Annotated in this window: 33 protein-coding genes; 14 read left to right on the top strand and 19 right to left on the bottom strand. The window is 65.5% G+C overall.

The annotated features are described in order from the left end of the window. Positions 1–4 precede the first annotated feature (4 nt). Positions 5–556, bottom strand: coding sequence for a dihydrofolate reductase family protein (locus tag DBO33_RS14810; protein ID WP_107655548.1), 552 nt, complete (start codon positions 554–556; stop codon positions 5–7). Between the two features lie 48 nt (positions 557–604). After that, positions 605–1,174, bottom strand: coding sequence for a CGNR zinc finger domain-containing protein (locus DBO33_RS14805; RefSeq protein ID WP_107655547.1), 570 nt, complete (start codon positions 1,172–1,174; stop codon positions 605–607). Positions 1,175–1,277: 103 nt separating this feature from the next. On the opposite strand from DBO33_RS14805, the gene DBO33_RS14800 reads away from it, so the two are divergent. Beyond that, on the top strand, positions 1,278–2,450 hold the full coding sequence (locus DBO33_RS14800) for an epoxide hydrolase family protein (protein ID WP_107655546.1): 1,173 nt from the start codon (positions 1,278–1,280) through the stop codon (positions 2,448–2,450). 93 nt (positions 2,451–2,543) lie between these two features. Here the strand turns inward: DBO33_RS14800 and DBO33_RS14795 are convergent, their stop codons facing one another. Continuing rightward, positions 2,544–2,771, bottom strand: coding sequence for a hypothetical protein (locus DBO33_RS14795; RefSeq protein WP_234390845.1), 228 nt, complete (start codon positions 2,769–2,771; stop codon positions 2,544–2,546). Between the two features lie 377 nt (positions 2,772–3,148). On the opposite strand from DBO33_RS14795, the gene DBO33_RS14790 reads away from it, so the two are divergent. Further along, positions 3,149–3,484: a hypothetical protein gene (locus tag DBO33_RS14790; protein ID WP_107655544.1), complete on the top strand. Its 336-nt coding sequence runs from the start codon at positions 3,149–3,151 to the stop codon at positions 3,482–3,484. Between the two features lie 102 nt (positions 3,485–3,586). Here the strand turns inward: DBO33_RS14790 and DBO33_RS14785 are convergent, their stop codons facing one another. Then, positions 3,587–3,922 carry a histone-like nucleoid-structuring protein Lsr2 gene (locus DBO33_RS14785; RefSeq protein WP_107655543.1) on the bottom strand — a complete coding sequence of 112 codons (336 nt, stop codon included), beginning with the start codon at positions 3,920–3,922 and terminating at the stop codon, positions 3,587–3,589. Between the two features lie 133 nt (positions 3,923–4,055). On the opposite strand from DBO33_RS14785, the gene DBO33_RS14780 reads away from it, so the two are divergent. Beyond that, complete coding sequence (locus DBO33_RS14780) at positions 4,056–5,132, top strand: threonine aldolase family protein (protein WP_234390844.1); 1,077 nt, start codon at positions 4,056–4,058, stop codon at positions 5,130–5,132. A 1-nt stretch (position 5,133) separates the two neighbouring features. Here the strand turns inward: DBO33_RS14780 and DBO33_RS14775 are convergent, their stop codons facing one another. The 4 genes from DBO33_RS14775 to DBO33_RS14760 all read right to left on the bottom strand — a co-directional run bounded on the left by DBO33_RS14775 (position 5,134) and on the right by DBO33_RS14760 (position 8,512). Next, positions 5,134–5,550, bottom strand: a complete 417-nt coding sequence (locus tag DBO33_RS14775) for a DoxX family protein (RefSeq protein ID WP_267897883.1) — start codon at positions 5,548–5,550, stop codon at positions 5,134–5,136. 346 nt (positions 5,551–5,896) lie between these two features. Beyond that, positions 5,897–6,271 (bottom strand): hypothetical protein, encoded by a 375-nt coding sequence (locus tag DBO33_RS14770; RefSeq protein ID WP_107655540.1) that lies wholly within the window; start codon positions 6,269–6,271, stop codon positions 5,897–5,899. A 171-nt stretch (positions 6,272–6,442) separates the two neighbouring features. Next, positions 6,443–7,561 (bottom strand): serine hydrolase domain-containing protein, encoded by a 1,119-nt coding sequence (locus DBO33_RS14765; RefSeq protein ID WP_234390842.1) that lies wholly within the window; start codon positions 7,559–7,561, stop codon positions 6,443–6,445. A gap of 93 nt (positions 7,562–7,654) precedes the next feature. Next, positions 7,655–8,512, bottom strand: coding sequence for a helix-turn-helix domain-containing protein (locus DBO33_RS14760; RefSeq protein WP_234390841.1), 858 nt, complete (start codon positions 8,510–8,512; stop codon positions 7,655–7,657). 115 nt (positions 8,513–8,627) lie between these two features. Between DBO33_RS14760 and DBO33_RS14755 the strand changes: the two genes are divergently transcribed. After that, the gene (locus DBO33_RS14755) at positions 8,628–9,113 is read left to right on the top strand and encodes a GNAT family N-acetyltransferase (protein ID WP_107655539.1); all 486 of its coding nucleotides are present in this window, start codon (positions 8,628–8,630) and stop codon (positions 9,111–9,113) included. A 38-nt stretch (positions 9,114–9,151) separates the two neighbouring features. Here DBO33_RS14755 and DBO33_RS14750 read toward each other — a convergent pair whose 3' ends face one another. The 4 genes from DBO33_RS14750 to DBO33_RS14735 form a co-directional block, all read right to left on the bottom strand. After that, positions 9,152–9,580 (bottom strand): GtrA family protein, encoded by a 429-nt coding sequence (locus DBO33_RS14750; protein WP_107655538.1) that lies wholly within the window; start codon positions 9,578–9,580, stop codon positions 9,152–9,154. 217 nt (positions 9,581–9,797) lie between these two features. Continuing rightward, positions 9,798–10,595: a class III extradiol ring-cleavage dioxygenase family protein gene (locus DBO33_RS14745; RefSeq protein ID WP_234390840.1), complete on the bottom strand. Its 798-nt coding sequence runs from the start codon at positions 10,593–10,595 to the stop codon at positions 9,798–9,800. A gap of 67 nt (positions 10,596–10,662) precedes the next feature. Beyond that, on the bottom strand, positions 10,663–11,487 hold the full coding sequence (locus tag DBO33_RS14740; RefSeq protein WP_107655537.1) for an MBL fold metallo-hydrolase: 825 nt from the start codon (positions 11,485–11,487) through the stop codon (positions 10,663–10,665). Positions 11,488–11,492: 5 nt separating this feature from the next. Then, on the bottom strand, positions 11,493–12,053 hold the full coding sequence (locus DBO33_RS14735; protein WP_107655536.1) for an ester cyclase: 561 nt from the start codon (positions 12,051–12,053) through the stop codon (positions 11,493–11,495). Between the two features lie 125 nt (positions 12,054–12,178). Between DBO33_RS14735 and DBO33_RS14730 the strand changes: the two genes are divergently transcribed. The 3 genes from DBO33_RS14730 to DBO33_RS14720 are packed head-to-tail and all read left to right on the top strand — an operon-like array spanning position 12,179 to position 14,352. Continuing rightward, complete coding sequence (locus DBO33_RS14730) at positions 12,179–12,874, top strand: TetR/AcrR family transcriptional regulator (protein ID WP_107655535.1); 696 nt, start codon at positions 12,179–12,181, stop codon at positions 12,872–12,874. 42 nt (positions 12,875–12,916) lie between these two features. Continuing rightward, entirely contained in the window at positions 12,917–13,372 is a 456-nt protein-coding gene (locus DBO33_RS14725) for an HIT domain-containing protein (RefSeq protein ID WP_107655534.1), read from the top strand. Positions 13,373–13,407: 35 nt separating this feature from the next. Further along, positions 13,408–14,352, top strand: a complete 945-nt coding sequence (locus tag DBO33_RS14720; RefSeq protein WP_107655533.1) for an ankyrin repeat domain-containing protein — start codon at positions 13,408–13,410, stop codon at positions 14,350–14,352. 135 nt (positions 14,353–14,487) lie between these two features. On the opposite strand, the gene DBO33_RS14715 is transcribed toward DBO33_RS14720, so the two are convergent. Further along, positions 14,488–15,375 carry an imine reductase family protein gene (locus DBO33_RS14715; protein WP_159080255.1) on the bottom strand — a complete coding sequence of 296 codons (888 nt, stop codon included), beginning with the start codon at positions 15,373–15,375 and terminating at the stop codon, positions 14,488–14,490. A gap of 82 nt (positions 15,376–15,457) precedes the next feature. Between DBO33_RS14715 and DBO33_RS14710 the strand changes: the two genes are divergently transcribed. Then, positions 15,458–16,318: a GNAT family N-acetyltransferase gene (locus DBO33_RS14710; protein ID WP_159080254.1), complete on the top strand. Its 861-nt coding sequence runs from the start codon at positions 15,458–15,460 to the stop codon at positions 16,316–16,318. Between the two features lie 213 nt (positions 16,319–16,531). Next, positions 16,532–17,608: a fatty acid desaturase family protein gene (locus DBO33_RS14705; RefSeq protein WP_107655530.1), complete on the top strand. Its 1,077-nt coding sequence runs from the start codon at positions 16,532–16,534 to the stop codon at positions 17,606–17,608. 49 nt (positions 17,609–17,657) lie between these two features. On the opposite strand, the gene DBO33_RS14700 is transcribed toward DBO33_RS14705, so the two are convergent. The 4 genes from DBO33_RS14700 to DBO33_RS14685 form a co-directional block, all read right to left on the bottom strand. Further along, on the bottom strand, positions 17,658–18,062 hold the full coding sequence (locus tag DBO33_RS14700) for an arsenate reductase ArsC (RefSeq protein WP_107655529.1): 405 nt from the start codon (positions 18,060–18,062) through the stop codon (positions 17,658–17,660). After that, complete coding sequence (arsB, locus tag DBO33_RS14695) at positions 18,059–19,165, bottom strand: ACR3 family arsenite efflux transporter (protein ID WP_107655528.1); 1,107 nt, start codon at positions 19,163–19,165, stop codon at positions 18,059–18,061. Before arsB ends, DBO33_RS14700 begins: the two co-directional genes overlap by 4 nt. Beyond that, positions 19,162–19,536, bottom strand: a complete 375-nt coding sequence (locus DBO33_RS14690; RefSeq protein ID WP_107655527.1) for an ArsR/SmtB family transcription factor — start codon at positions 19,534–19,536, stop codon at positions 19,162–19,164. The genes arsB and DBO33_RS14690 overlap by 4 nt, the downstream gene beginning before the upstream one ends. 88 nt (positions 19,537–19,624) lie before the next feature. Then, positions 19,625–20,143, bottom strand: a complete 519-nt coding sequence (locus DBO33_RS14685) for an ArsI/CadI family heavy metal resistance metalloenzyme (RefSeq protein WP_107655526.1) — start codon at positions 20,141–20,143, stop codon at positions 19,625–19,627. A gap of 102 nt (positions 20,144–20,245) precedes the next feature. On the opposite strand from DBO33_RS14685, the gene DBO33_RS14680 reads away from it, so the two are divergent. Continuing rightward, complete coding sequence (locus tag DBO33_RS14680; protein ID WP_107655525.1) at positions 20,246–20,605, top strand: Rv2640c family ArsR-like transcriptional regulator; 360 nt, start codon at positions 20,246–20,248, stop codon at positions 20,603–20,605. On the opposite strand, the gene DBO33_RS14675 is transcribed toward DBO33_RS14680, so the two are convergent. After that, positions 20,602–21,009 carry a VOC family protein gene (locus DBO33_RS14675; RefSeq protein WP_107655524.1) on the bottom strand — a complete coding sequence of 136 codons (408 nt, stop codon included), beginning with the start codon at positions 21,007–21,009 and terminating at the stop codon, positions 20,602–20,604. The genes DBO33_RS14680 and DBO33_RS14675 overlap by 4 nt on opposite strands. A 158-nt stretch (positions 21,010–21,167) precedes the next feature. Here DBO33_RS14675 and DBO33_RS14670 point away from each other — a divergent pair, with 158 nt between their 5' ends. The 4 genes from DBO33_RS14670 to DBO33_RS14655 all read left to right on the top strand — a co-directional run bounded on the left by DBO33_RS14670 (position 21,168) and on the right by DBO33_RS14655 (position 25,268). Then, complete coding sequence (locus DBO33_RS14670; RefSeq protein WP_107660279.1) at positions 21,168–21,551, top strand: VOC family protein; 384 nt, start codon at positions 21,168–21,170, stop codon at positions 21,549–21,551. After that, positions 21,548–22,423, top strand: coding sequence for a sigma-70 family RNA polymerase sigma factor (locus DBO33_RS14665; protein WP_107655523.1), 876 nt, complete (start codon positions 21,548–21,550; stop codon positions 22,421–22,423). The genes DBO33_RS14670 and DBO33_RS14665 overlap by 4 nt, the downstream gene beginning before the upstream one ends. Before the next feature lie 177 nt (positions 22,424–22,600). Further along, positions 22,601–23,158 (top strand): fluoride efflux transporter CrcB, encoded by a 558-nt coding sequence (crcB, locus tag DBO33_RS14660; protein ID WP_234390839.1) that lies wholly within the window; start codon positions 22,601–22,603, stop codon positions 23,156–23,158. A gap of 55 nt (positions 23,159–23,213) precedes the next feature. After that, positions 23,214–25,268 (top strand): phosphocholine-specific phospholipase C, encoded by a 2,055-nt coding sequence (locus tag DBO33_RS14655; protein WP_407670511.1) that lies wholly within the window; start codon positions 23,214–23,216, stop codon positions 25,266–25,268. A 12-nt stretch (positions 25,269–25,280) separates the two neighbouring features. On the opposite strand, the gene DBO33_RS42780 is transcribed toward DBO33_RS14655, so the two are convergent. Continuing rightward, positions 25,281–25,475, bottom strand: a complete 195-nt coding sequence (locus tag DBO33_RS42780) for a hypothetical protein (RefSeq protein ID WP_159080253.1) — start codon at positions 25,473–25,475, stop codon at positions 25,281–25,283. Between the last annotated feature and the right edge of the window lie 157 nt (positions 25,476–25,632).

Here is a 25,632-nt window from a genome sequence, read left to right as displayed (position 1 = left end):
GACCTCAGACGGCGAGGAAGCGCAGCATCACCACGGTGTCGAAGTGTCGAGTCTCGGTCAATCGGAGCTGGATGCGCTTGTCCAGCGGCGGGAAGAACGGGGTGCCACCGCCGAGTATCAAGGGAGACAGGAACATCTGGTACTCGTCGATGAGCCCGTGTGGCATCAACGAGGCGGCGAGGTCGGCGCCACCGACCTCCATGACGCCATCGCCGCCGGCCTTGAGTTTGCGCACCTCCTCGACCGCGTTCTCGCTGACCAGCGTGCTGTTCCACTGCACCTCGGTGAGCGTGCGGGAGAAGACGACCTTCGGCTTCTGCGTCCACAGCTCGCCGAATTCACGCTCGATGCGTGGCGCGTCCGCGGGCACGTGCGGCCAGTACTCGGCCATCAGCTCATACATCCGGCGGCCGTGCAGCGAGATCTCGAGGTCGCGGAACCTGTCGTTGTGGAACTGGTGCAGCTCGTCATCCGGATCGGTCCAGTCGATGCTGCCGTCGCGATCGTTGACGTAGCCGTCCAGGGACACGCCGAACCCGTAAATCAGTTTCCTCATAACGGAGTAGACCTCCCGCGCGCTCGAAACTCGTCGGTGCGAATGGGGTCAATCTCTGGCGCTTTTGCGGTGACTGGCATTGAAGCGCGCCTTCTTCTGACGATTCCCGCACGTGTTCATGTCACACCATTTGCGGGTGCGACTTTGGCTGGTGTCGAAGAAGGCTGCTCGGCAGGTCGGCGATGCGCACAGCGCTAATTTTCCGTCTCGTTCGCCTGCGATGATGCTGATCGCGTCGGCGGCGATTACGCCTAGGGCATCTTCTACGCGGGAAGCCAAGCTGAGTCGCCATCGGCGATTGCCCTCGGGCGTCAGAACAGCCGCGGCCCGACCCTGGATGCTGCAGTCATTGATGACACGAACAGCCGACGCGGGCAGAGCTTCTCGGATCGCGGCCGCTGTCGCCGCGGCGTGAATCGACTCCCTCAGTTCCCGAGCGAGTTCGAGCTGGACGGTGCTGCAGGACGCCACGGCGAGGCCGTTCACCGCCAGCCAGTCGATGAGTCGCTGCGGCGTGGGAATGCGCTCGACAGCGTCGCCCTGACGCTCGGTCAGCGTCGCCGTGAAGCTGGTCGCCAGCACGCTACCGAGGCGGAAGTCAGGGAACCCAGCAGGCATGGAACCACCTTAGCCGGTTGCACGGGCGCATGAAGAGATGTTAGAACCGTCTTAGCCGGTTCACCGAAACTCGTAGCCGGTCTTCCGACTGCCAGGAGGTCTCATGCCCCGTCCAACCAGTGACGTGCACGCATTCGAAGCCCACGCAACCGACGCCGACCTCGACGATCTGCGCGCGCGATTAGCTGCGGCGCGACTACCGGAGACCGAGACGGTCTATCGCCCCGCGCCCGACCCGCGCCGATGGGACCAGGGCGTTCCGCTCGCCGACCTCGTCGATGTCGTGAATTACTGGCGCACCGAATACAACTGGCGGTCGTTCGAAGACCGCCTCAACCGCATCGGCCAATTCCGTACGACCATCGATGATCTGGGAATCCACTTCCTGCACCGCCGATCCGCGCGCGCAGATGCCACTCCGCTGATCCTGACGCACGGCTGGCCGGACAGCATTGTTCGATTCCTCGATGTGGTAGACGAGCTGGCAGATCCGAAAGACGCAGCCACGCCGGCGTTCCACGTCGTAGTGCCGTCGCTGCCGGGCTTCGGATACAGCGACAAGCCGGCCACCACCGGTTGGGGGACCGAAAAGATCGCGGCCTCCTGGGTGGAACTGATGGGAAGGCTCGGCTACCGCAAGTTCGTCGCCCACGGCGGTGACTGGGGCGGCAATATCACCACCGTTCTCGGCGGCAGGTTCCCGGCGCACGTCCTCGGTATCCACTCAACCTTCGCCGAGGCGCCGCCTGGGCTGACAACGGACGGACTGACAGCGGCCGAGCGCACCTGGACCGAGGAAACCCGCGACTTCTGGCGCCACCGCGCGGCGTACGCGAAGCAGCAGGCCACCCGACCACAGACCATCGGCTACTCACTCGTCGACTCACCGGTCGGGCTGCTCGCCTGGATCCTCGACAAGTTCGCCGAGTGGACCGATACCGAAGACAGCCCGTTCGAAACGATCTCCATCGACCGCGTCCTCGACGACGTCACCCTGTACTGGCTGACCCGGACGGGCGCATCCGCAGCCCGCATCTACTACGAAAGCCACAACTCCCTCGACCCAGACCTTCGGGTCGATGTCCCGTCAGCACTGACCATGTATCCCCGCGACACCGAGAAGTGCCCACGCCCTTGGGCACAGCAGCGGTACCGCCAGATCGTCCGATGGAGGACGCCCGAAACCGGCGGACATTTCCCATCGCTCGAGGTCCCCGAATATTTCGTCGAGGACCTGCAAGAAGGTCTCGCGGCAGTGCTGGCCGCCGCTCGGTAGTTCTTCGATGTTCGGCCTGGCTGACACTCAGGCGAAATCCGCGCCGAGCGCACGGTGCTGATTTCAGCCGCGCTCGCCGCAAGTTGCCCGAGACTAGGGGACTCGGGTGATCTCCGCGCCCGTCGACACCACCTCGAACAGATCGCCGCCCAAATGTTTCACCTGTTCTCCCGAGGCCAGCTCGTAGGTGATGATCGGCGGCGATCCTGGGACAGATACCGCGTGCTGATACTCATTGATCGGAAAGACGCGTCCCGCAGCGTCCCTGGCATCGAACTGCCCGACCAGCATTGCGCCCACCAGCCTGTCCCCCGATCGCATTGTCCACCAACAGATTCAGTGAAATCCAGGTCAGTACAGCATCTTACGCGCGTCTGGGTCCCCAGTGCACGGACATCGAAAGCGGTCACCACAATGCTGCTTCGCGCGGTGCAGTGCCGATGCATCGAACTCAGAGTCGGGCAACTGTCCAGTTCAGCTTCGGCGAGCTTGACACTTTCGACGGCAGAATTGCTGTGAACAGCCGGAACGTTTATCCGCAGCACCGAGACGCGATACTCTTTGCCCCTCTTCGACTTCCACGAGCAAATGCGTGGATCGATCTGTGCCCGGCACGAATTGCGGTGTACAGTTCAACTACTTTTCCCGAGTCCCGAAGCGCGGCTCGCTGCCTCTGGGTGCCGTCTCTGGAGTGATATATGCCGTTGAGTAGCGATAAGTCCGAGGTGCGTTCGGCGCGAAAGCGTTCCGATTACGGGCCGAACGCCGCCGCGCCGAGCCTCGGTGGCGGCTCGGGCAAGCCGCCGGATCTGATGGGTCAGTGGGTGAAGTCGGTGACATCCGGTCGGGCGACCGTCCAGCGGTTGGGCGGCGAATTCCCGACGGTGTCCACGGAGGTGATCGACGCCGCCGTCGCCCGGGCGCGCGCCGAACTGCATCCGCTGCTGGCAGACTCGCTCACCGAAATGACCGAACTTCTTGCGCGCGAACGCATCCGGCGCATCGAACGGGCCACGAACAGTCGTCCGAGATGAGAAAGCCGCGCCCGAAAAATGGCGCGGCGAATTAGACGGGCGGGCTCGGCAGGGAAGAACAAGTCCCCCACGGCCGAGCCCGACTCGGCGATTCCGGTGGACTTACATGCTCGCCTTCTTGTAGGCGTCCACCACCTCGGCCGAAATCCGCCCGCGGCTCGACACGTCAATACCCTTCTGGCGTGCCCATTCACGGATGACACCCGTCTGCTCCCGGCCGGCCGTCGGCCGCGACCCGTTGCTCGTGCCTCGCGGCGCACGTCCGACCTTGCGGGCGGTCGACGTCCACTCCGCGAACAGACCGCGGAGTTGCTTGGCGTTGACTGCCGACAGATCCATCTCGTACGCCACGCCATCCAAGGTGAAGTGCACTGTTTCTTCGGCCTGGGACTTGCCGTCGTAGTCGTCGACCAGTGTCACAACGACCTTGCGTGCCATGGAGTTTCCCCTTCGTAGAATGCTGGAATGTGTAGAAGCGACAATCGTAGACCCACGCAACAACATGTGGTCGCTGCGGTTCCGCGTCATCGCTGTACAGATCGGCACAACCGAACCCGATGGGAAAATATCTGTGGCTGACACCGCCGGCACCGACGCCGTTCGCAGGCATGATCCCGCCGTACGCGGCTTCGCCAGCGACAACCACGCCGGGATTCACCCCGAGGTGCTCGCGGCGCTGACCCTGGCCAACGGCGGCCATCAAATCGCCTACGGCGGGGACGAGTACACCGCCCACCTGCAGGAAATTTTCGCTGGGCACTTCGGCGAGCGAGCCACGGCCTACCCGGTATTCAACGGCTCCGGCGCCAACGTCGTTGCGCTGCAAGCGCTGCTGCCGCGCTGGGGTACGGTGATCGCGGCGGAGTCCGCGCACATCAACGTGGACGAGTGCGGCGCGCCGGAGAAGCTCGCCGGAATCAAGATCCACACTGTCGCCACCCTTGACGGCAAGTTGACCCCCGAATTGATCGATCGGCAGGCCTACGGGTGGGGCGACGAGCATCGGGCCCAGCCGTCGGCCGTGTCCGTCACGCAGAGCACCGAGTCCGGCACCGTGTACACCGCCGACGAACTTCGCGCGATCTGCGAACACGCCCACGAACGGGACATGCTGGTCCATGTCGACGGCGCCCGGCTGGCCAACGCGGCCGCCTCGCTCGGCGTGCCGTTGCGCGCGATCACCACGGATGTGGGGGTCGACGTGCTCTCGTTCGGCGGTACGAAAAATGGACTGCTGCTCGGCGAGTGCGTCGTGGTGCTCGAGCCGGAAGCCGTCCGGGATATCCGCTATCTGCGCAAGATGTCGCTGCAATTGGCGTCGAAGATGCGTTTCGTCTCGGTGCAGTTCGAGGCGTTGCTCGGCGGGGATCTCTGGTTGCGCAGTGCCGCGCACGCCAACGCGATGGCCGAGCGCCTCGCGGCCGCGGTCGACGGTATCGACGGTGTGCGGATCGTGCGCCCGGTGCAAGCCAACGCGGTCTTCGCGATTCTTCCTCGCGAAGTGACCGAGCGACTGCAGAAGCGTTATCGCTTCTATCTGTGGGACGAACGCACCGGCGAGGTCCGTTGGATGTGCGCTTTCGACACCACCCCCGACGATGTCGACAATCTCGCCGAGGCGATCGCCGACGAGATGAGCCGGGTGTGAGCTAACCGCGAGCGTTCGCGGGGGTCGCGCGGCGCATCGAGCGGCCTGTTCGCCGCAGCAGCAACGTATCCACCGCGAACGCGCCGGGACCGATCATGGCGATCAGGAAGAACGACCAGCAGAACAGCACAGCGGTTTCGCCGCCGTTCTGAATCGGCAGGATCGCGCCCTCCTTCAAATGCACGAGCAGAAATGCGTAAGCCATCGCGCCCGAACAGAGCAACGCGGCGATGCGAGTGCCGATACCCAGCGCCACCAGCCCACCCGCCCCGATCTCGATCACCGCGGCCCACCAACTCGGCCAGCTCCCGACCGTCGCGACATGACCGCCATGCGGCGCCACCGGCCACGCGAACAGCTTGGAAAGCCCGTGCGCGACGAACGAAAGCCCCACGAGAATCCGAAACAAACCCAGCACAATCGCACCGCGACTACCGGGGCCGGCCCCAGCATTCGCATCGCTAGCCAACAGATGCATGACACAACCTCGAATCCGGAACGCGGATGATCGCCAAGTGCCACCCGTATCTGTCACTACGATCCGCAGCGATGAATCGTTCAGCAACTGGGATCCATCGCACCGCTATCCCCAGTTCATGCCAACCATTCGCTGGTCAGACGATTAGGAGGACTGGTGGTGGCATCGAGCGAGAAACCAAGAGCCTCGTTTCCTCGTGATCACCTGTCCAGCTGCACATCTCAGATCAAGCGGTTGTCGCGATCCCACCCGGACCGCGACAACCACCGCCAAGTCAGCTCCTCGGCTAAGGGGCGGCTTGGTACACGATCACCGTATTTCCGTCCGCCAGCATGACTCCCATGACGCTCTGCGACTGCGCGGCACCGGCGACGAAGCCCGAGAAGCCTCCCGGCAGCGGACCGCGGCGAATCGATGAATCGGGCTCCCCCGACTCGAGGCCGAAGTCGAGCGTGACGTAAATGGCGTTGCCCAGCAACGGATCCAGCAGCTGCGGGAGCGGGCTGTTGGACAAGGCTGCGGTATCGGATTGGTTGAGATCCACGCCCATGATGCCCAATTCCGGATCATGGAACGGTTCGAGTGCCGCTGCCGGCCCGGCAGCGGCACCGATCCCGATCACGGCAAAGCCGAGTGTTGCGACAGCGGTACGAATACTCATCGTCAAGAACTCCAGTTGTCCTCTGCGCCAACCGAAATGGTGCTGGCCCCAGTCGCGTCACAGATCGACACAACGGATAGAACATAACAACGCGCGCGGCCGAATCGGGTTCCTACACAACACCTCCACAACAGCTACACATTCGCCGGCTCAGGGTCGCGCGTGTAGATGTCAACCGCGCAGCACGAGTTGGGTGAAAGCGCTCAGCGCGTCGTCGATGGGGTGCGGCTCAGGCTGCCCTGTGGCACCGATTCGGTTCCAGCGCTGCATGTTTACCACGAGGGACAGTTGGCGCTTGCCGTCGGCACTGGTCATGCACAACGCGCCGCCGCCCCAGACGGAGCCGTCGTGACCCCAGTAGATGCCGTGACCGGGCACTGTCGTCTTGTGCAGGCCGAGACCGTAGTCGATCGTCTTCCCCTCGAACGAGATGACCGGAACGGTGCGTTGCATCTGCGCCAGCGAGGCGTGGCTGACGATTTCACCGGCCAGCAGTAGCCCGAAGAAGCGGTTCAGGTCCGCGACGGTAGAGATCAGCGAAGCCGACGGGCCCACCCACGACATGTCGAAGACGCTGTAATCGACTGGTGGGTCGATCATTCCGAACCACGCCTCGTAGTGCATCGAGTGCGGTCCGCTGACGTACGGTCCGGTCGGCAGCTCGGTGTCCCGCAGCCCGGCGCGCTCGATGACGTTGGCGGTGATGCATTTCTCCGCCGAAGTGCCGGTGATCAACTCCAGAAGTTGGCATAGGAGCAAGTAATTGGTGTTCGAGTACACGCCCGGCGTGCCACCGAGGGTTCCGACAGCAGGTGCCGAGACGCCCAGCTGGATCAGGTCGGTCGCGTGAAACTTGGTGAACCGGTTTTCGTCCAGGCTTTTCGGTGTCGTCTTCGCCACGACAGGGAAGCCCGCGAGGGATGGGTAAGCATACGGCAGGTATTCGGCGAGACCGCTGGTGTGGTTGATCAACATCCGGACCGTGATCGCCTTACCGCGTTCACCGGGAACCAGCTGCGGCAGGTAGTGCCCTATCGGTGTGTCGAGCGCTATTTCGCCGTTGTCGACCAGCTGCAGCACAGCAGCGGCGGTGAATGTCTTGGTGACGCTGCCGACGCGGTGCCGCATGTCGGCCGTGACCGGGCGGCCGATGGCGATATCCGCGACTCCGGCTGCGCCACGCCAGATTTCGCTGTCGTCGCGCACCTCGGCAAAGAGTCCGGGCATGCCCGCATGATGCACGGCCGTCAAGGCGGCCTGTAGCTGTGCGGGATCGAGGGTGTCGGTCACGATAAGTGTCCTCTCGCTGTCGATAAGGTGACGGCTCGAGTCGCGGCTTGCTCGCCGACGCACCCGAGGTGAACACCACTATCGACCGGTAGGTCACCCTCGGTATTGGAAAATTTTTCCCCAAGCTTGGTACCGGTGCCGGGCGATGGTGGGCAGGTAGTGCGTCTTCAGTACCCCGGGTGTGCGGTCGGCGAATATCGATATGTCTCGGCACAGATGGGCCTGATCGGCGTATCCGCAGTCCGCCGCGACGTCGCCGGCCGGTCGGCCCGCCAGCAGACCGTCGACCGCGTGCCGGAATCGGACCAGCATCGCCGCCCGCTTGGGTGTCAGGCCGATCTGCGACTCGAACCGCGCCCACAGCCGCTTGTTGCTCCAGCCGACGGATTCGGCGAGCGCACCGATCTTCACCTGGCCGCGCGCGGCGAGTATGCGATGCCAACCGGTGAGCACCTCGGGATCAGGCGACCGCATGGGCCTATCGCACTGCGCCAGAAAAGATCTCGTCAATGCGAATCGCTCGTCCCAGGCCCGGGCGGACGCGAGTTGCTCGCGCAGTTGCCGAGCCCGTGGTCCCCACAGATCCTCCAGCGCGACGGCGCCCCGGCCCAGATCGGTGGGGGCAACACCCAACAGCGAATACGCCTGGATCGGCGACAAACGAACCTCGATGCATTCCGCCCGCTCGCTACGGATGCGCATGGGTTCGATGGGCAGCCCGGCAACGAAGCCGTCGAGTGATCGTCGCCCGTGAACGTCATCGACGAGCAGCCCATGGTCCCCGAATCCGATCACCACCGTGACCGCCGCCGTCCCGGCAACCCGAAGATCCAACCCGATGCCTGCCTCGTCGCGATAGCCGATCATCGCGATACCCCGCGGCACGGCCTCGGCGGGACCGGCGAAGTCCCAGCCCAGTTCAGGCTCACGGCCGAAGTCCACAGCTCTCACTCATCCAGGCTACGGCTCCCTGCCTTTCGTCCAGGCTGCGGTCACGCCTGGACGAACGACGCCGCCGCGACCAAATGAGTGGGAACGCCGCGCTATCCCGGATAGCTTGTGGTTCATGTTGGTTCGCGAGTACACACCGGACGATTGGCCACAGGTCTGGCCCATCATTCGGGAAATCGTCAGGGCCGGTGAGACATTCGTCTACGACCCGGCGATGACCGAGGAGCAGGCGCGCGCGATGTGGACAGTCGGCCCGCCCGCGATCTGCGTCGTTGCCGTGACCGATGCGGGCGTGGTGGGTACTGCCAATGCGTATGCCAATCGCCCGGGTCCGGGTGCCCACGTGTCGAGCGCCAGCTTCATGGTTGCCGCCGATGCTCGCGGCAAGGGGGCCGGAACGGCCTTGTGCCGGTACGTAATGGACTGGGCGAAAGCGCGCGGCTTCGCCGGCATGCAGTTCAACGCCGTAGCGGAATCCAATCACCGGGCCGTTGACCTCTACCAGCGTCTCGGGTTCGAAATCGTGGGCACCGTCCCCGGAGCGTTTCGCCATCCGACCCTCGGCCGGGTCGGTCTCCATGTCATGTACCGCGAGTTCTGAGTCCGCGATTGCCGCACGCCCCGGCCACCGACAGCGCGTCAGAAGACGAACCCGCGCAACACCAGGAACCGCATACCGCCGACTGCCGCCATGACGACGATCACCGCGCCCGACTGTGCGACCTCGCCGAGGCCGGGTGCCCAGAACTCGAGGCCCGCCAAGGCCGCAGTGCTGACCAGCAGGCCGATCAGGGCCAACCCGCCGCCTTCCCACTGTGCGGTGAACCAGTCGACCCGTCCGGCCGCATGGAAGGTGAGCCGGCGATGCAGTTCGTTCGCAATCACCGTGCTGACCATCGAACCGGCGACATTGGCGACCAGCGGGCCGAACGCGTTCATAGCCAGGAACAGCAGGACGTACGCGATATTGCTCGCGCCACCGACCAAGGCGAAGCGGATCAGCTGAGCGAAGACATGATCACCGCGCAGCACGCGCGAGAGTCGCTCGAGCCATTCCACACCCAGCATCGAGGAGGAACCCGCCCCGATGCTATCGAGGGTTGCCCTGTTCTCGTATGGCTTCCGAAACCCGGAAGCGGCAATAGCTGTGCTGTTCACTCGACCACTGTCGCCAGCCCGGCTGACACTGACCTGACGTCGAACTGACATACCGACTGACACGGCATCAGCCCTGGTCGAACCAGGCAAGACCCCGCGGGACTGCCGCGCCTACCCGGGCGCGCGCCTACCCATCGACCGCGGTGACACCTTGCGTCCAACTGGACACGAAATACCCAACCCCGCCGGGCGCCAGCAGCTCTGCCTGGAATCGCCGTCCATCAGCCGCACCGGCCAGAACCTGCCAAGCCGCTCGACCGGTCGCGTTCAGCCGATTCGACTCCACGAGATCGAGCCGACCCAACCTCTCGGCGTCAGCCGCGCCGAGCGCTGCCGCCACCTCCGCGTCATAACGCCCGGCCTGTTCGTTCGGGTGCGGCCGCACCGTCACACCCCGGACCGCCGACCCCTCCCCCATCACAAGCATGGCGACCCGGTCGGCCCGCCCGGCGAGCTTTCGCCCCAGCGCCGCGCACTGCTGCGATGTCGCATCCAGCGCCACGGCCTGGAACGCGACCGACGCCGTGAGCATTCCGGGCGGGCGGCCGGAGTCGAGCAGCCAATAGCCGACGGACAGTGACAACGGCAATGCCGTCGCGTCCTCGTTGGCCTGTCCCCAACCGGTCGACCAGTCGATGCCTTGTGCTCGCAGGCTCGCAAACACACCGTCCGGCTGGAACAGCCTCGTCGTATCGTCACCGCCCACGAGCACCAGCAGTTCAGGCGTCGTCTCATCAGGACGACGCGCACCGAACCCGTCCAAGACGGCCCATCCGTTGTTTATGCCCAGCTGCGGAAGACTCAGTCGGCGAACGGATTCCGCGCAGGCGGCTCGCAATGGATCCCACTGCACGGCGGCCTCACCGGCGACCTCGGGTATCAACCCTGGCGGGTATGGGCATACAGCCGCCGAGATGAGCGCCACGGATACTCCTCACGATCATGCCGCCGTTGGCCGTCGGCGGTTTCAGTATGGTCGTCGTACGGCCGGTTCATTCGGTTCCACCGCCTCGGCTACTGGGTGGGTTGGCCTGACGAGCCTGGTCGAGCAGGTGGGGGTCGTGGGCGTTGACGAGGATCAAGTCCGGTTCGGCGGCGGTCCAGAGGTGGCTCAGGCGTTGGTGATTGGAACGGACTTTGCGCCAATCGGATGCCGTCAACCGTTCCATCGCGGTCAGGGATTTGGGTGCGGAGTTGGTGCCGTCGAGTTGGCCGCGGTGGTAGAAGGCGTCTCCGGCGTGCAGGACCCAGCGATCGCCGGTGTCGACGGCGATCGCGGCGTGGCCGCGGCTGTGGCCGGGGAGGCTGATCAGCACGATGCCCGCGGCGATGTCGGTGAGTTCGTTGGCGGCGGCGAATCCGCGCCATGATTCGCTTGCTGCGGGGTCGTGTTCGACGAGCCGGGGGCCGTGAGCGCGGTGCGGGGCGCGATAACGCTGTTTTTCGATCTGTGTCGCGGGGTGCTGGGATGCGAGTGCCTCGGCGCGTGTCAGATGTACTTGTGCCCAAGGGAAGTCGGCCAGTCCGCCGACGTGGTCGGCGTCGAAGTGGGTGAGCACGATGTGGCGAACGTCGTGCGGGTCGAACCCCAGGCGCTGGATCTGGTTGATCGCGGCCTCATTCGGGTCGAATATCGGCCGGATGAAGAAGCGGCTGGGACCGAAGCGCCGACCCGGGGCTTCGGCGTCGTGCACGCCGAGGCCCGAATCCACCAGGACCAGACCGTGTTCGGTTTCGACGAGCAGGACGTGGCAGACGAGTCCGCCGGGGGTGGCGAGGGGTCGCATGGTGCCGCAGTTGAGGTGATGGATTTTCATGACGATCAGTCCGACAGGTCTGCGCGTGTTGTGTTGACCAGCAACGGGTTCGGGTTGCTCGACATCGTGAGCAACCCACGCAGTGCGCGCACGACCAGCGGCCAGTTGCGTGGGTCGCGCAGGTTCACTCCACCGATGAGTTGTTTGAGCATCGACAGCGCGTCGAAGTAGATGCGCTCGACGACTAGTTTCTCGTTCTCGTCGAAGACGAAGTACGCCGTCATCCTGGTGCGATGCTTGGCGCCGGTGGGCGGGATGCCACCCAGTGGGCCTGAATGCGTTCCCAGCAACCAGAATTCGACGATCACGGCGTCGGCGCTGTGCCGTAGCGCGATGATCTCGTGGTCCTGATCGGGGAAGGCGACGCGGGTGTCGTGATAGTAGCCGCGCACCTCGGCGTCGCCGTCGTGCACGGTGAGCGTGGGAATGATCTCGTAGTGCGGGTGCGGGAAGGTGGCCAGCACGTCGTCCCACTGCTGGCGCACCTCGTCGTGGAAGTGGTCGAGGACGAGCTTTTCGCGGGCGCGCAGCACCTCGCGCGACGGGATGGCGAAACGGTCGAGCATGACGAACTCCTGAGCGATCAGCGAGGCGTGAGGTGGCTGCCCCGCCCCGACGCATTATTCCCACGCCGTGGGAATATCAGGTAGATTAAACCCACAGCGTGGAAATAATCAAGAGGTGGTGAGCAATGACCGGTGTGGCCCCGACCCGCACGGATCCCCCGCGCCGAGGGCGGCCGCCGAAAGCGCAGGCACAGTTGTCGCGCGCCGCGATCCGAGACGCAGCACTCGAGGTGATCGACAACGAGGGCATCGGTGCGCTCGCAATGCGCTCGGTCAGTCGCGTTCTCGGCGTGGACGCCAAAAGCCTCTACCACCATGTCGCAGGCAAGGACGATCTGCTCGACGCCGTCGCCGAGCACGTACTGGAGCAACTCCGGATTCCCGCACCGACGGGTTCGATCGAAACTGACCTGCGGGCACTGGCTCACGAGTTCCGCCGCGTCACCCTCGCCCACCCAGAGGCCGCGACCCTCGTCCTGACCCGCCAACTCTCGTCGACGGCCGGACTGTCGCCGACCGAAGCGCTGCTCACGGTATTGCATAGCGCCGGAAGCACTCCCGAGGAAGCCGTCCACCTGCTACGCACCCTACTGGCCACCTTGATCGGCACCTTGCTGCGCGAGGTATCCGCCGGACCGCTCTTCGGCACCAGCGACCCCGACGAAATCACCCACCGCGAGCACACCCTCGAAAACTCCGGCCTACCCCAGGTCGCCTCCGCCGCACCACATCTGGCGCGATACGACCGCGATCGCGAGTTCGACTACACGCTCGATCTCATCATCGATCTCGTCAACGCCCGGCTCGGTTCGCGGAAGTAGTGGCGGCAGAACAGAAGCAGGACTTGCGGGTACTGTCGCGAGATGGGGAACGAGTGCCTGATCTGCGATAAACACCAGGGTGTCGGCCGGTTGGTCGGTCCGGTGATCTATACGAATGATCTGGTGGCGGTAACCCATCGCCCGCTGTCGGAAGGCTCGCCGATGCCCGGCTACCTTTTCGTTGAAACAGTCCGCCACGCAGCCACTCTGGCCGATCTGAGCGACGCTGAAGCAGCCGCCGTCGGATGGGCGGTCCGCCGGGCCGCCGCCGCGCTGCGCACCGAACTGGCTCCCGATTTCGTGTTCTCCGCCATCGCCGGACGTAGCGTCGCGCATTTCCATCAGCATGTGTTCGTTCGGCCACAGGGCACCCCAGATGCGGTGGGCTGGTTCGACAGCGACTCCTGGACCGAGGGACCACGCATCGATGAGCCAGCTCTGGCTGACCTATGTGCGCGCCTGTCCACGCACTTCCAGCAGGCTGACCAGCCGGACTAACCTGCGTGGCCGTCGACTGCGGCAGACTGTCCGCCATGGTTGATGATCAAGGCGGTTGGGGCGACGTCGGTTTGCGGTCTTGGACCGACCTAGAGCTGGTACGAGCCCGGCTGGAAGCGGGCGCCGACCCCGACTTTCGACTGCGATTCCACGGCAGACCGCTGGACATGGCCGCCGAATACGGTTCTGCGGAAGTAGTGACAGAGTTGGCGGCCCGAGTCAGCGACGTCGACGCCATGCTTGGCGGCCGAACTGCTTTGTGGCGGGCGGTTTTCGGCAACCGGCCCGGTAATGCCCGCGCTTTGGTGGCGGCAGGCGCCGATCCGGGTCGGCCGATGATGGCGGGCTGGTCGCCGGGAAGGTTGAGCCTTGCCGGCCCGGATCCACTGATCGCCGGCGCGTTGTCCGCCTCGGAACAAGCCGCGGTCGATGAGGGTCGCCGTCTGACAACGGCACTCGGCGAACTCTGGCTCGACGGATTGAGCCTCGCCTGCACCGCGGACATCGACGCAGCCGAGGCGATCCGTCGTTTGCACGCCGAGGTCGTGCCGGCGGACTCGGTGACCGAGGACGACATGTGGACCTATCCCCTGGCCAACCACACCGAGCTGACGCTGTGGGCAACCGATGTCCCCGGCGGCTGCGTGCTCGTCCAGCCCTGGGCTTACGGCGCCTCGATGCCCGGGGTCTCGACCCGCCTATCCCCGGGCACCAAGTGCTACGCGATGTACGCGAACCCCAAGAGCGGCAACCAAGGCAGTACCGCGCACAACGGGGAGATCATCGGCTGGGACCTGCACCCGGCAGGCGGCGCGGACGAGCACGACTCAGCCGACGAAATCCTCGCTTCGTACCTGTACCAGCGCAATCCCATCGCGTACTGCTGCGCGTACGCCGGTCTACGACCTACCGACTCCCGCGCGTTCGAGGGACCGCCCGACGTCTGGCTGCGCCTCCCGGATGGCGACTACTGGCACTGACGGTCGCGGCTCGAGCCGTCACCCCGGCAACCAGCGCCGCGACGCCGGAACAGCCGCCAGCAGCAGCCACCCGGATGAAACGGGACCGACGCCCCTTCTCACGCCCCGGGACCGCACGCTCACTCGTGCGCGCCACTACCGGCGACTGAAGCGTTCCACCAGCCGAGCGTAGCTATCGTGCCCGTGACCTGCCTCGAGCGCCTCGGCGACGAGGTTTCTGGTGTAGGTCGGCAGATCGATATCGATTCCGCGCGTCCGGCTTTCGGCGATCAGATCCTCGAGCGAGGGCAGATGATGCTGGAGTGCGCCGTAAGGTGTGGCGAACTCCGCACGATCGATCTCGTCGGCGAGCATCGGGAACAGGGTTGGCAGCGCCGACAGCGACGGCTCCGCCAACCGGCTGAAGTCGCCGATCCGCAGCCCGGCATTACCGAGAAGCGCTGCGGCGTGCAGGAATCCGTTGAGCAGACCCCACATGATGTCGTGGACCGCCATCCCGTACAGCACGGCAACACCAGGATCGGCGGACACATGGGTGGCACGACCGCCGAGGACTTGGAGCAACGCTTCGTATCGGTCGAACGCCGGACGAGGACCGCCGTAGAACACCACCGCATCCGGTGAGCCGATGGCCGGAGCGATGGTCATGATCTGACCGTGCAGGTAATCCGCGCCGAGCTCGGTCACCAATTGCCCAGTGGCCCTGGCCTCTTCAGATGTTCCGTCGGTCAGATCGACCACGGTTCGCCCCGCTGATGCCGCCCCTGCCGCACGCAGCAGCTCCGCCGCCACCGCACCACCTTTGACATTGACGATCGCTACCTCGGCAGCGGCAACGGCCGCCTCGGGCGTCGCGGCCCATCGCGCCCCCTCATCCACCAGCGGATGAGCTTTGCTTTCCGACCGGTTCCACACGGTGACCGAATGCCCGGCCGCCATCAGGGCAGCAGCCAGCGCCGACCCCATCTCACCCAACCCCAGGACCGCGACCGACACTGCTTCTGCGTTCTCATGTTCACTCACGAAACGGACACTAGAAGCTAAACCTATCTTCAGGTCAAGCCCAGAAATCGTTGGCGCCGTGAGAAGCTCGCAAACAATAGGGATGCGCCTCGAGCCCCGGTTCGACAGCATGGGTGGCATGGGCTGGAACTTCACCGACGATGTCGAGCAGTATCTGGGGGCGGCCGGCGAGTTTCTGCGGTCCCGGCCCGCCGAACACAATGCCGCCTTGACCGTGAGCGCGACCGTTGCCGCAGGCAAGGTGCCCGGACATCCGAACCCGCCGCTGTTCGGCTGGTTATCGCGCGGGAGTCGGGTTGGCGGAGCGATCCTGCATACCCGGCCATCGCCACTGGGCCTGTTCGGCCTGGCCGCCGACGATGCGGCCGAGTTGGTCGCGGCATTGCAGGACGCCGGTCGGGAGCCCGACTATGTCGTCGGCCCGGTCGGTGTCGTGCAGGCCTTCGCCGAGGCCACCCAACGCGGGTCCGAGGTCGTCGAAGAGCAACTTCTCTACCGGTTGCGGGAGCTGGTGGCGCCCCGCCCGACGGCCGGGCGTGCCCGGCTTGCCCAGGAGTCCGACCGGGCGGTGCTGGAGGATTTCACCAAGGTGTTCGCGGACGAGGACACCTCCGCGCCGTTCGATGAGGTCGGTGAGCGGCTGTCCTACCACGGCATCTGGTTGTGGGAGGTCGACGGAGAGCCGGTGTCGGTCGCCTCCCTCTCGCGCAGCGTGGCCGGGATCGTGCGGGTCGGCTTGGTGGCCACCCCACCGGAGCATCGCGGCCATGGCTACGCGGCGGCGGTGACACACCACGTATCGCAAGCCGCGTTGAACGCCGGAAACCACGAGATTCTGCTGTTCACCGACAAGTCGAATCCCACGAGCAACGGCATCTACCAGCGGTTGGGCTACGAGGTCGTCGAAGAGCAGATCCAAATGCGGCTCGGCGCAACCTATTAGGACAGTGTCGGCCGATAAGCGGTGAACCGCCTCGGCCTGCGATGCGCGTCCGATCTCACCCCACGGTCCGATCTCATGTCATACCAGGGGATTACAAGTAACGAGGCTCGAGCAGATAGTTTCGGGGTATCGAAAGCGGCGCTCTGCCATCGATCGGCCAGCAGGGCCGGCGAAAAAGGAGTGGCGTCGCCGAATCACCTCTCAGGAAGTTCTATGACGACACCTGCCTTGGTCCCCGAGTCATCGTCCCGGTCAGCACACCGCGGTGATTACGCCCGTCTATTGCGGCGGATCTCCGAAGCGGGGCTGATGGATCGGCGGCCCGCCTACTACGCCGTTCGGCTCAGTCTTGTGGGGCTGGCGTTCGTAGCCGGCTGGGTGGCGTTCGTCCAGATCGGCGATTCGTGGTGGACGCTGCTGGTGGCGGGGTTCATGGCGGTGGCGTTCGCGCAGATCGCGCTGGTCATGCATGATGTCGCGCACCGCCAGGTCTTTCGGCTGCGCAAGCCGACGGAGCTGGTGGGACGAATCGTCGGCAACGCGGGCATCGGTCTGGGTTACGGCTGGTGGCAGGACAAGCACACGCGCCACCACGCCAACCCGAACCACGAGGAGCTCGACCCCGATGTCGCGCCCGACATTCTGGTCTGGTCACAGAAGCAGGCGACATCCAGCCGCGGTCTGCCGCGTCTCATCGGAAGGGCACAGGCGTACCTGTTCTTTCCGCTTCTGCTACTGGAGGGCCTGAACCTGCATGTGGCCGGTGTGCGTGCGCTCAAAGATCGTTCGGTCAAACACCGCGGCTGGGAAGGCGCGCTGCTGTTCGGCCACTTCGCCGTCTACCTGACCGCATTGTTCGCGGTACTGCCCGCCGACAAAGCATTGGCCTTCTTCGCTGTGCACCAAGGTCTTTTCGGCCTGTACATGGGCTGCATCTTCGCCCCGAACCACAAGGGCATGCCGACCCTGACCGGCGACGACCGCCCCGACTACCTCCGCCGCCAGGTGCTGACCTCCCGCAACGTGCGCGGTGGCGCGCTGACGGACTTCGCCCTCGGCGGGCTCAACTATCAGATCGAGCACCATCTGTTCCCGAGCATGCCGACCCCGAACCTGCGGCACGCCAGGTTGATCGTCCTCGACTACTGCAATGAAATCGGCGTGCCCTACCACGAAACGGGTCTGATCGCCTCCTACCGCGAGGCGCTGCGACACATGCACCACGTCGGCGCCCCGTTGCGCTCGCCGGGTCGGCACTCGGATGCCGAAGTGCCACAACATAATCGCTGAAGCACAAGCTGGGCATCACGAAACCTGGTTCCGCAGCGGGTGTCGACACTCACCGAGTAGGTACGAGCTCCTCGATGAGTGTCTCCACCCGCCAACGGATTTCGTCGCGGATGGGCCGGACGGCGTCGATGCCTTTGCCCGCCGGATCGTCGAGTTTCCAGTCGCGGTAGTCGACGCCGGGAAAATACGGGCAGGCATCGCCGCAGCCCATGGTGATGACCACCGTGGACGCTTCGACGGTGTCCGGGTCAAGGATTTTCGGTGCTTGATCGGTGATATCGATCCCGACCTCGCGCATGGCCTCGACCGCAGCGGGATTGAGGGAGTCGCCGGGAGCGGACCCGGCGGAGCGGACCTCTATCGCATCACCGGCGAGATGGGACAGAAAGCCTTGGGCCATCTGGGAACGACCGGCGTTGTGCACGCACACGAACAGCACACTGGGCACGGTCATGATCGGGTCACCTGTTCGGTCTCGGCATGCAGGTCCGGGGATACGGTGGAGCGGAAGCGCTTTCGCAGGGCGAGGGAGACATACACCAGGCCGACGAGGACGGGCACCTCGATGAGCGGGCCGACGACCCCGGCCAGGGCTTGACCCGAGGAGGCGCCGTAGGTGGCGATGGCGACGGCGATGGCCAGTTCGAAGTTGTTGCCCGCGGCGGTGAATGCGAGCGTGGTGGTGCGGGCGTAACCCAGGCCCATCAGCGCGCCGAGGGCGTAACCGCCGCCCCACATGAGCGCGAAGTAGGCCAGCAGCGGGACAGCGATGCGTACGACGTCGAGGGGCTGCGAGGTGATCTGCTTACCTTGCAGAGCGAACAGGATCACGATGGTGAACAGCAGCCCGTAGAGCGCCCACGGTCCGATCGCGGGCAGCAGGCTCGATTCGTACCAGGCGCGCCCCTTCGCTTTCTCGCCGAAGCGGCGGGTCAGGTAGCCGGCCAGCAGCGGGATGCCCAGGAAGATCAGCACCGACTTGGCGATCTGCCACGGCGAAGTGTCGATATGGGTTTGCGCGAGACCGAGCCAGCCCGGCAGCACGGATAGGTAGAACCAGCCGAGCACCGCGAACATCACCACCTGGAACAGGGAGTTCACCGCGACCAGCACGGCGGCGGCTTCGCGGTCACCGCAGGCCAGGTCGTTCCAGATGATCACCATCGCGATGCAGCGAGCCAGCCCGACGATGATCAGCCCGGTGCGATATTCCGGCAGATCCGGCAGCAGCAGCCAGGCCAGCGCGAACATCAGCGCGGGCCCGACGACCCAGTTCAGGATCAACGACCCGGCCAGCATGCGCCGGTCGCCGGTGACACTGTCGAGGCGGTCGTAGCGCACCTTGGCCAGCACTGGATACATCATCACCAGCAACCCGAGGGCGATCGGCAGCGAGATCCCATCGATCTCGACCGCCGACAGCGCGTCGCCGAGTCCTGGAATCAGCCGGCCGAGCAGCAGTCCGGCCACCATCGCCGCACCGATCCAGACCGGCAGGAACCGGTCCAGCGTGGACAGCTTGCCGACGACCGGTGGGTGGTCGGTCGTGGCGCTCACGCGGTAACCGCCAGACCGGCCTCGGCCGCCAGCACATCCGAAAGACGTTGCAGCGCTTCGGGAACCGTCCGGTAGTACACCCACGACGCGCGGCGTTCGCTGGTCAGCAATCCCGCCTCGCGCAGCACCTTCAGGTGATGGGAGATCGTCGGCTGGGTCACGTCGATACCTTCGGACACCTCGCACACGCAGGCCTCACCACCGGCCCGGGCCGCGACCGCGGACAGCACCCGCAACCGCACCGGGTCGGCCAGCGCCTTGAACTGCGCGGCCAGCTCGGCGGCGGCCGCAGCGGTCAATGGCCGACGAGCGAGCGGCGTGGCCGCGCATCCGGGCGCGGCCAACGGCAGCGCGGGTCCCTGATTCGACATCCATCGATATTGACGGATATCGAATCAGGAACGCAAGCGAACTTCCGGTGAACTCGCCCACTCCGGCGCGGGCGCTACAAAATGCCGGTCAGCCGCAGCAGCTCGCGCCCGACGCGACAGCCTTACCCTTGGCCTCGGTACCGCAGCAGGCCCCCTCGGCGGCGGCCTCCTCGGCCGTGCCGCAGCACACCGCCGTCGCCTCGGCGTCCGTGGTTGCGAGTTCGGGTGCGGTGCCGAAGGTTTCACTGTCGGACAGCACCGTGTACACCTCCCACCGCTCGGCATCGGGGGCGGTCACCCACACTTTGTCCTGGGTGGCGAAACAACACGTCGTGGCGATCTGCTCCTCGGTGAACAGCCCGGCCTGCGACAGTCGGGCGATCTCACCGTGCACGTGCTCGGAGGATTCGACCTCCACCCCGAGGTGGTTGAGACTGCCGCCGGAGCCGGGGTTCTCGATGAGCACCAGCTTCAGCGGCGGCTCGGCGACGGCGAAGTTCGCATACCCCGGCTTGCGCTTGGCCGGCTCGGCATTGAACAGCGTGGAGTAGAAGGTGATGGCCTGGTCGAGGTCATCGACGTTGAGTGCGAGCTGAATACGGGACATGGCAGCAACCTCCAGGTTGTGAGACATATATCGAAGAAGTGGTGCGACTGAGTCTGCACCACCTTTTCGACATATGTCAATAAGCTGGGTAGAGTTGTTGACATGCCCAAGACGCTGCCCGTGATCGACATGTCCGCCCCGGTGTGCTGCGCCCCCGTCGCCGCCGGACCGGTCGACGACGCCGCGGCCCTGGAAGTCGCGCTGCGACTGAAAGCCATCGCCGACCCGGTTCGCGTCAAGCTCATGTCACTGCTGCTCACCTCCCCGCACAGCGAGGAGAACACCGGCGACCTTGCCAACACCGTGGGACTCGCCGAGTCCACCATCAGCCACCACCTCACCCAGCTGCGCAATGCCGGACTGATCGCCTCCGAGCGCCGCGGCATGAACACCTACCACCGCGCACGCCGAGACGCGCTCTCCGCGTTATGCCTGGTGCTCGATCCGAACTGCTGCCCCTAACCGCGCGCGGAGATCTGCTGCACGCCCCAGCTGTTGCCGTCCGGATCTTCGAAGAAGACGAAGCCGACGTTGTCCAGGGGATCCGGTGTGGGCGAAGGGTTTTCGCCGAGCACCTGGACATCGCTGACCGCGACACCGCGCGCCACCAGTTCCCGGTGCGCCTGCTCGATATCGGGCACGACCAGCTGAAGCCCCTTCACGGAGCCCGGTTCCATCTTCGGGACCGCCCCTTCGCCGATGACGATGGAGCAGCCGGAGCCCGGTGGTGTCAGCTGCACGATGCGCATGCCGTCGCCGATCTTCGTGTCGTGGTCGACGGCGAATCCCAGTTGCTCGCTGTAGAAGTCCTTCGCCCGATCGATGTCCGATACCGGCACGATGACGACCTCGAGAGTCCAGTTCATGACGCTTCCTTCCGAAGGGGTACAGACCTCAGCGGTAAAGACGGCCCGACGCCGCGAAATTCATCAGCCCGGTCCTGTTACCTTCTCCCGCCGCCGCTCGTCATAGGTGTGTCGACCGAATACGCATGGTCGGCGCACCGACGAAACTGGAGAACACGATGCTGACCAACATTATGTACGTGACGATCAACGTCACCGATCAGGACCGCGCACTGGAGTTCTACACCGCGGGGCTCGGCTTGGAGAAGCGGATCGACTTCCCGGGGCCCGAGGGACGTTTCCTCACCGTGGGGGTACCCGATAGCCCGGTGCAGATCATTCTGTGGCGGCAAGCGGCGGGTTCCGGGCAGCCGGGCAACGGAGGACAGCCCGGCACCGTGGTCCTCGAATCCGACGATCTGCGAAAGGATTTCGAGATCCTGCGCGAGCGCGGCGTCACCTTCACCCAGCCCGAACCCGAGGACTACCCGTTCGGGATCCGCGTCGAGGCGACGGATCCGGACGGCAACCGGATCTCGCTCCGTCAACCGCCGAAGCCGTGACCGCGCACCCCTCCGGCTCGATAACCGAAGCGTTCGAAGCCCAGCGCGATCGGCTGCGCGCCGTCGCGTACCGCGTGCTGGGCTCGCACGCCGACGCCGAGGACGTGGTGCAGGAAGCCTGGATGCGCCTCGTCCGACAGGACGCGGCGACCATCGGCAACCTGGCCGGCTGGCTGACCACCGTGGTCGGCCGAATCAGCCTGGACCTCTTGCGCTCCCGCCAGGCCCACCCCGAAACCCATTACGGGCAGGAGTTTTCGGACTTCGTGGTGACACCGGACGACAGCCCGGCACCAGACGAGCAAGTGGCGCTGGCCGATTCGGTCGGTTTCGCCCTGCTCGTGGTGCTCGATTCGCTCACCCCGAGCGAGCGCCTCGCGTTCGTCCTGCACGACATGTTCGCGGTGCCGTTCCACGAAATCGGCCACATCCTGGGCAAATCCGCCGACGCCAGCAAGATGATCGCCAGCCGGGCCCGCCGCAAGGTCCAGTCCACGGACCGGCCGGTGGGCCCAGGCCGGGAACACCAGGAGGTCGTCCAAGCCTTCCGTGCTGCTGCCGTCGGCGGCGACTTCGAAGCGCTGCTGCGCGTCCTGGATCCGGATGTGCGGCTGACCGTCGACACCGCCGACGGCGTGGTCGTCAGACTCGGCGCCACCGAGGTTGCCGCCGGTGCCCGCATGTTCTCCGGCGACGTCGCCCGCTCCCGACCGGTGCTTTTGAACGGCGTACCCGGTCAAATGTCCTGGCGGCCCGACGGAACTCCGCTGTCCGTCATCGCCTTCACGGTCGTCGAAGCCCGGATCACCGCAATCCATATCGTCATCGACCCTGCCAAACTCGCCTCGATCCATGTGCCGGACTCTGCCTGAGCCGGTGTCGGCCCGGACACACCCGATGCTGTGCGGTTGCGGGACCGCATAGTATGGGTGCTGCGGCGGTGGGGCTCGCCGCTCCGGGCACTCGATCCGGAACAACCGCGGCATCGCCGGCCAACAGTCCCTACCCCATCACTCCGCTTTCGGGCGGCTATGGAGTAGGAGACAGCTGTGCGCATCGAACCGCCGCCGACCCTTTCGGTCGAATCCGATATCGAACCGCGCGACCTCAGCCAGCGGCGCGAATCCGGGGAAAAGCATGGCGCGATACTCGCCGTTATCGCCGTCGGCGGTGCGCTCGGAAGTTCGGCCCGGTACGGCCTGACGCTGGCCTGGCCCACGCCGCCCGGCGGGTTTCCCTGGGCGGTGTTCACCATCAATGTCGTGGGCAGTTTCCTGCTCGGTGTGCTGATGGTGGTGGTCACCGAGATCCGCCCGGCGCACCCGTTGGTCCGCCCGTTTCTCGGTGTCGGCGTGCTGGGTGGCTTCACCACCTTTTCCACCTACGCCAACGACATTCACGGGCTGCTCGACCTGCACGCGGTCATCGTCGCCGCCGCTTACCTGCTCGCCACGCTGGTGGTGGCGCTGACCGCCGCCGCTCTCGCGGTCGCGCTCACTCGCGTGGCAGCACGCCTCGCACCGCTTGGCCCTCGCTCCTTCGGTTCCCCGCTACGGCATGTTTACTGCCCATTTGCTTCCGGCCGAAAATATCGCAGGTGGTTATAGCAATCGAACATTCTTTACTCTGCACGTCGACACATGTCGGATCGAGAGGACTGCTGTGCCCGAGGTAGGTCCAGGTTTTCCAAGGCGACGATTCATCGGTGGGGCGCTCGGTGCGGCAGCGTTGAGCGGTGGACTGCAGGGCCTGCCGTCCGGCATGGCCGAGTCGTTCGCGGCGCCGAGCAGCAAAGGGTCGCTGAACGACGTTGAGCATGTGGTGATCCTGATGCAGGAGAACCGTTCATTCGACCACTATTTCGGGACGATGCGCGGGGTGCGCGGGCTCGGCGACGCGACCGCCGTGGTGAAAGCGGACGGCCGCAATGTCTACTTCCAGCCGGATCCGGGCCGCTCCGACGGCGGCTACCTGCTGCCTTTCCACGTGGATACCACGGTGGTCGACGGTCAGGACATGGGCGACTTGCCGCACGGCTGGGACGATCAGCACCGCGCGGTCCGCGGCGGCTGGAGCGACGGCTGGACCGCGGCGAAGGGCGAGATGGCCATGGGCTATTTCACCGAGGCCGACATCCCGTTCCACCGCGCCCTCGCCGACGCGTTCACCGTCTGCGACCACTACTTCTGTTCTGTCCTCGGGCCCACCACACCCAACCGGCTCTATCAGTGGACCGGAACCATTGATCCCGCAGGGCAGTACGGCGGGCCCGCGATCAGCAACCCGGCCAACTACAAGCCGGTCTATCGCTGGACCACGTACCCGGAACGCCTGTCGGACAAGGGAATCAGCTGGAAGGTCTACGCCAACGACGAGGTGGGTGACGACTCCGGCGGCCACCCCTTCGCCGGCGACTACGGCGACAACCCGCTATGGCTGTTCAACGCCTATCACGACCCGAAGAACACCGAACTCGCCGCGCGCGCAAAGGTATTCGGCGAACAGAACTGGAAGCCCGATTCGGGGCAGGGCAAGAAGGTCGACCACGTTCTGGCGGACTTCATCGCCGACTGTTCCGGCGGACGCCTCCCCCAGGTCTCCTGGGTCGTGGCGCCCTACGGATACTCCGAACATCCGGCCGCCCGCCCCGCCGATGGCGCCGCCTACACCCAGGCGGCACTGAAAGCGTTGTGGGCCAACCAGAAACTGTGGAACTCGACCGCCCTGCTCATCAACTTCGATGAGAACGACGGCTTCTTCGACCACGTCCCCCCGCCGATGGCACCGCCGGGCACCCCCGGCGAATACGTCAACGGTCAGCCCATCGGCCTCGGGCCCCGCGTGCCGATGCTGGTGATCTCGCCGTGGAGCCGCGGCGGCTGGGTGAATTCGCAAGTGTACGACCACACTTCGGTGATCCGCTTCCTGGAGAAGTGGACCGGCGTCGACGAACCCAACATCTCCGCATGGCGCCGGTCCATCTGCGGCGACCTCACCGGCTGCTTCGATTTCGGTAAGACCGATACCACCGTGCCGATGCTGCCCGACGCCAATGCCCTTCGCGCGCAAGCCGATGCGACCCAGAGCAAATTGCCGAAGCCCGCTCCGCCTGCGGCAGGTAGCCAGCGACCGCCGGAGCAGGAATCGGGCACGAGACATGCCCGGCCCCTACCTTATGCAGCCGTCGCGTACGGAACACTCACCGCCAGTGGCGCATTGACCACGACCTTCCGCAACACCGGCTCGGCCGACCTCCAATTGGCGGCGTATCGGGCCGATGGTCGCACCGACGGCCCATGGCGCTACGACGTGAAAGCGGAGGCCACGGTCACCGATACCTGGAGCGTCCAGAGCTACCCCGACAAGAAGTACGGCATCGCGATCCACGGACCGAATCGATTTCTCTGGCGGATGATCGGCACCTCGACGTCGCCGCTGGAGGTGACCGCCGCCTACTCCGCCGACAACAAGTTGCAACTGTCGATGACGAACAAGGGCACGGCACCGGCCGTGGTCACGGTCAAAGCGAACAGCTACCGCACCGACGGACCGTGGACCTTCAAGATCGCGCCCGGAAAAACCACCACCGACACCTGGAACGCGCTCAAGTACGGCAACGGCTGGTACGACCTCTCGCTGACCGTGGACATCGACCCCGCCTACCAGCGCCACTTCCGCGGGCACATCGAGAGCGGGCAGCCGAGCGTCACCGGCTGAGCCGCCGCGCGGTCAGTGGCGATGCGCCGCGTCGTACCACTGATGTGGAATGGACCAGTCCCAGCACTGCGCCGTCGGCCGGTGCACGGGATTAGCCCGCGCCCATTCGGTGTAGCAGCGGGCCGATCCACCGGCGCACGCGCCGCAAAGGACCAGGCCACGCAGCACATGGTGCCACAGCAGGCGGAGTGAGATGCGTCGCCGCATTGCGACCTCCTCGGCGGGAAAGCGGTTCCGAGCAGAGGCAGTGCCTCAGGTCCGCCGACGATACCGCCGCGTCGGCCGACGCGGACGAGAATCGCGGGACCGCTCCAGGAAACGCGCGCCGAGAACGCAAAAGCCCCGCACCCAAGGGGTGCGGGGC

The sequence above is a fragment of the Nocardia suismassiliense genome (assembly GCF_900269665.1).
Taxonomy (GTDB): Bacteria; Actinomycetota; Actinomycetes; order Mycobacteriales; family Mycobacteriaceae; genus Nocardia; species Nocardia suismassiliense.
This window is presented reverse-complemented; position numbering and strand designations above follow the sequence as displayed.

Bases quoted from the DNA above. Each gene is read 5' to 3' on its own strand.
- DBO33_RS14810 (WP_107655548.1), bottom strand. From the start codon at position 556: ATGAGGAAACTGATTTACGGGTTCGGCGTGTCCCTGGACGGCTACGTC.
- DBO33_RS14805 (WP_107655547.1), bottom strand. From the start codon at position 1,174: ATGCCTGCTGGGTTCCCTGACTTCCGCCTCGGTAGCGTGCTGGCGACC.
- DBO33_RS14800 (WP_107655546.1), top strand. From the start codon at position 1,278: ATGCCCCGTCCAACCAGTGACGTGCACGCATTCGAAGCCCACGCAACC.
- DBO33_RS14795 (WP_234390845.1), bottom strand. From the start codon at position 2,771: ATGCGATCGGGGGACAGGCTGGTGGGCGCAATGCTGGTCGGGCAGTTC.
- DBO33_RS14790 (WP_107655544.1), top strand. From the start codon at position 3,149: ATGCCGTTGAGTAGCGATAAGTCCGAGGTGCGTTCGGCGCGAAAGCGT.
- DBO33_RS14785 (WP_107655543.1), bottom strand. From the start codon at position 3,922: ATGGCACGCAAGGTCGTTGTGACACTGGTCGACGACTACGACGGCAAG.
- DBO33_RS14770 (WP_107655540.1), bottom strand. From the start codon at position 6,271: ATGAGTATTCGTACCGCTGTCGCAACACTCGGCTTTGCCGTGATCGGG.
- DBO33_RS14755 (WP_107655539.1), top strand. From the start codon at position 8,628: ATGTTGGTTCGCGAGTACACACCGGACGATTGGCCACAGGTCTGGCCC.
- DBO33_RS14750 (WP_107655538.1), bottom strand. From the start codon at position 9,580: ATGCTGGGTGTGGAATGGCTCGAGCGACTCTCGCGCGTGCTGCGCGGT.
- DBO33_RS14740 (WP_107655537.1), bottom strand. From the start codon at position 11,487: ATGAAAATCCATCACCTCAACTGCGGCACCATGCGACCCCTCGCCACC.
- DBO33_RS14735 (WP_107655536.1), bottom strand. From the start codon at position 12,053: ATGCTCGACCGTTTCGCCATCCCGTCGCGCGAGGTGCTGCGCGCCCGC.
- DBO33_RS14730 (WP_107655535.1), top strand. From the start codon at position 12,179: ATGACCGGTGTGGCCCCGACCCGCACGGATCCCCCGCGCCGAGGGCGG.
- DBO33_RS14725 (WP_107655534.1), top strand. From the start codon at position 12,917: ATGGGGAACGAGTGCCTGATCTGCGATAAACACCAGGGTGTCGGCCGG.
- DBO33_RS14720 (WP_107655533.1), top strand. From the start codon at position 13,408: ATGGTTGATGATCAAGGCGGTTGGGGCGACGTCGGTTTGCGGTCTTGG.
- DBO33_RS14710 (WP_159080254.1), top strand. From the start codon at position 15,458: ATGCGCCTCGAGCCCCGGTTCGACAGCATGGGTGGCATGGGCTGGAAC.
- DBO33_RS14705 (WP_107655530.1), top strand. From the start codon at position 16,532: ATGACGACACCTGCCTTGGTCCCCGAGTCATCGTCCCGGTCAGCACAC.
- DBO33_RS14700 (WP_107655529.1), bottom strand. From the start codon at position 18,062: ATGACCGTGCCCAGTGTGCTGTTCGTGTGCGTGCACAACGCCGGTCGT.
- DBO33_RS14690 (WP_107655527.1), bottom strand. From the start codon at position 19,536: ATGTCGAATCAGGGACCCGCGCTGCCGTTGGCCGCGCCCGGATGCGCG.
- DBO33_RS14685 (WP_107655526.1), bottom strand. From the start codon at position 20,143: ATGTCCCGTATTCAGCTCGCACTCAACGTCGATGACCTCGACCAGGCC.
- DBO33_RS14680 (WP_107655525.1), top strand. From the start codon at position 20,246: ATGCCCAAGACGCTGCCCGTGATCGACATGTCCGCCCCGGTGTGCTGC.
- DBO33_RS14675 (WP_107655524.1), bottom strand. From the start codon at position 21,009: ATGAACTGGACTCTCGAGGTCGTCATCGTGCCGGTATCGGACATCGAT.
- DBO33_RS14670 (WP_107660279.1), top strand. From the start codon at position 21,168: ATGCTGACCAACATTATGTACGTGACGATCAACGTCACCGATCAGGAC.
- DBO33_RS42780 (WP_159080253.1), bottom strand. From the start codon at position 25,475: ATGCGGCGACGCATCTCACTCCGCCTGCTGTGGCACCATGTGCTGCGT.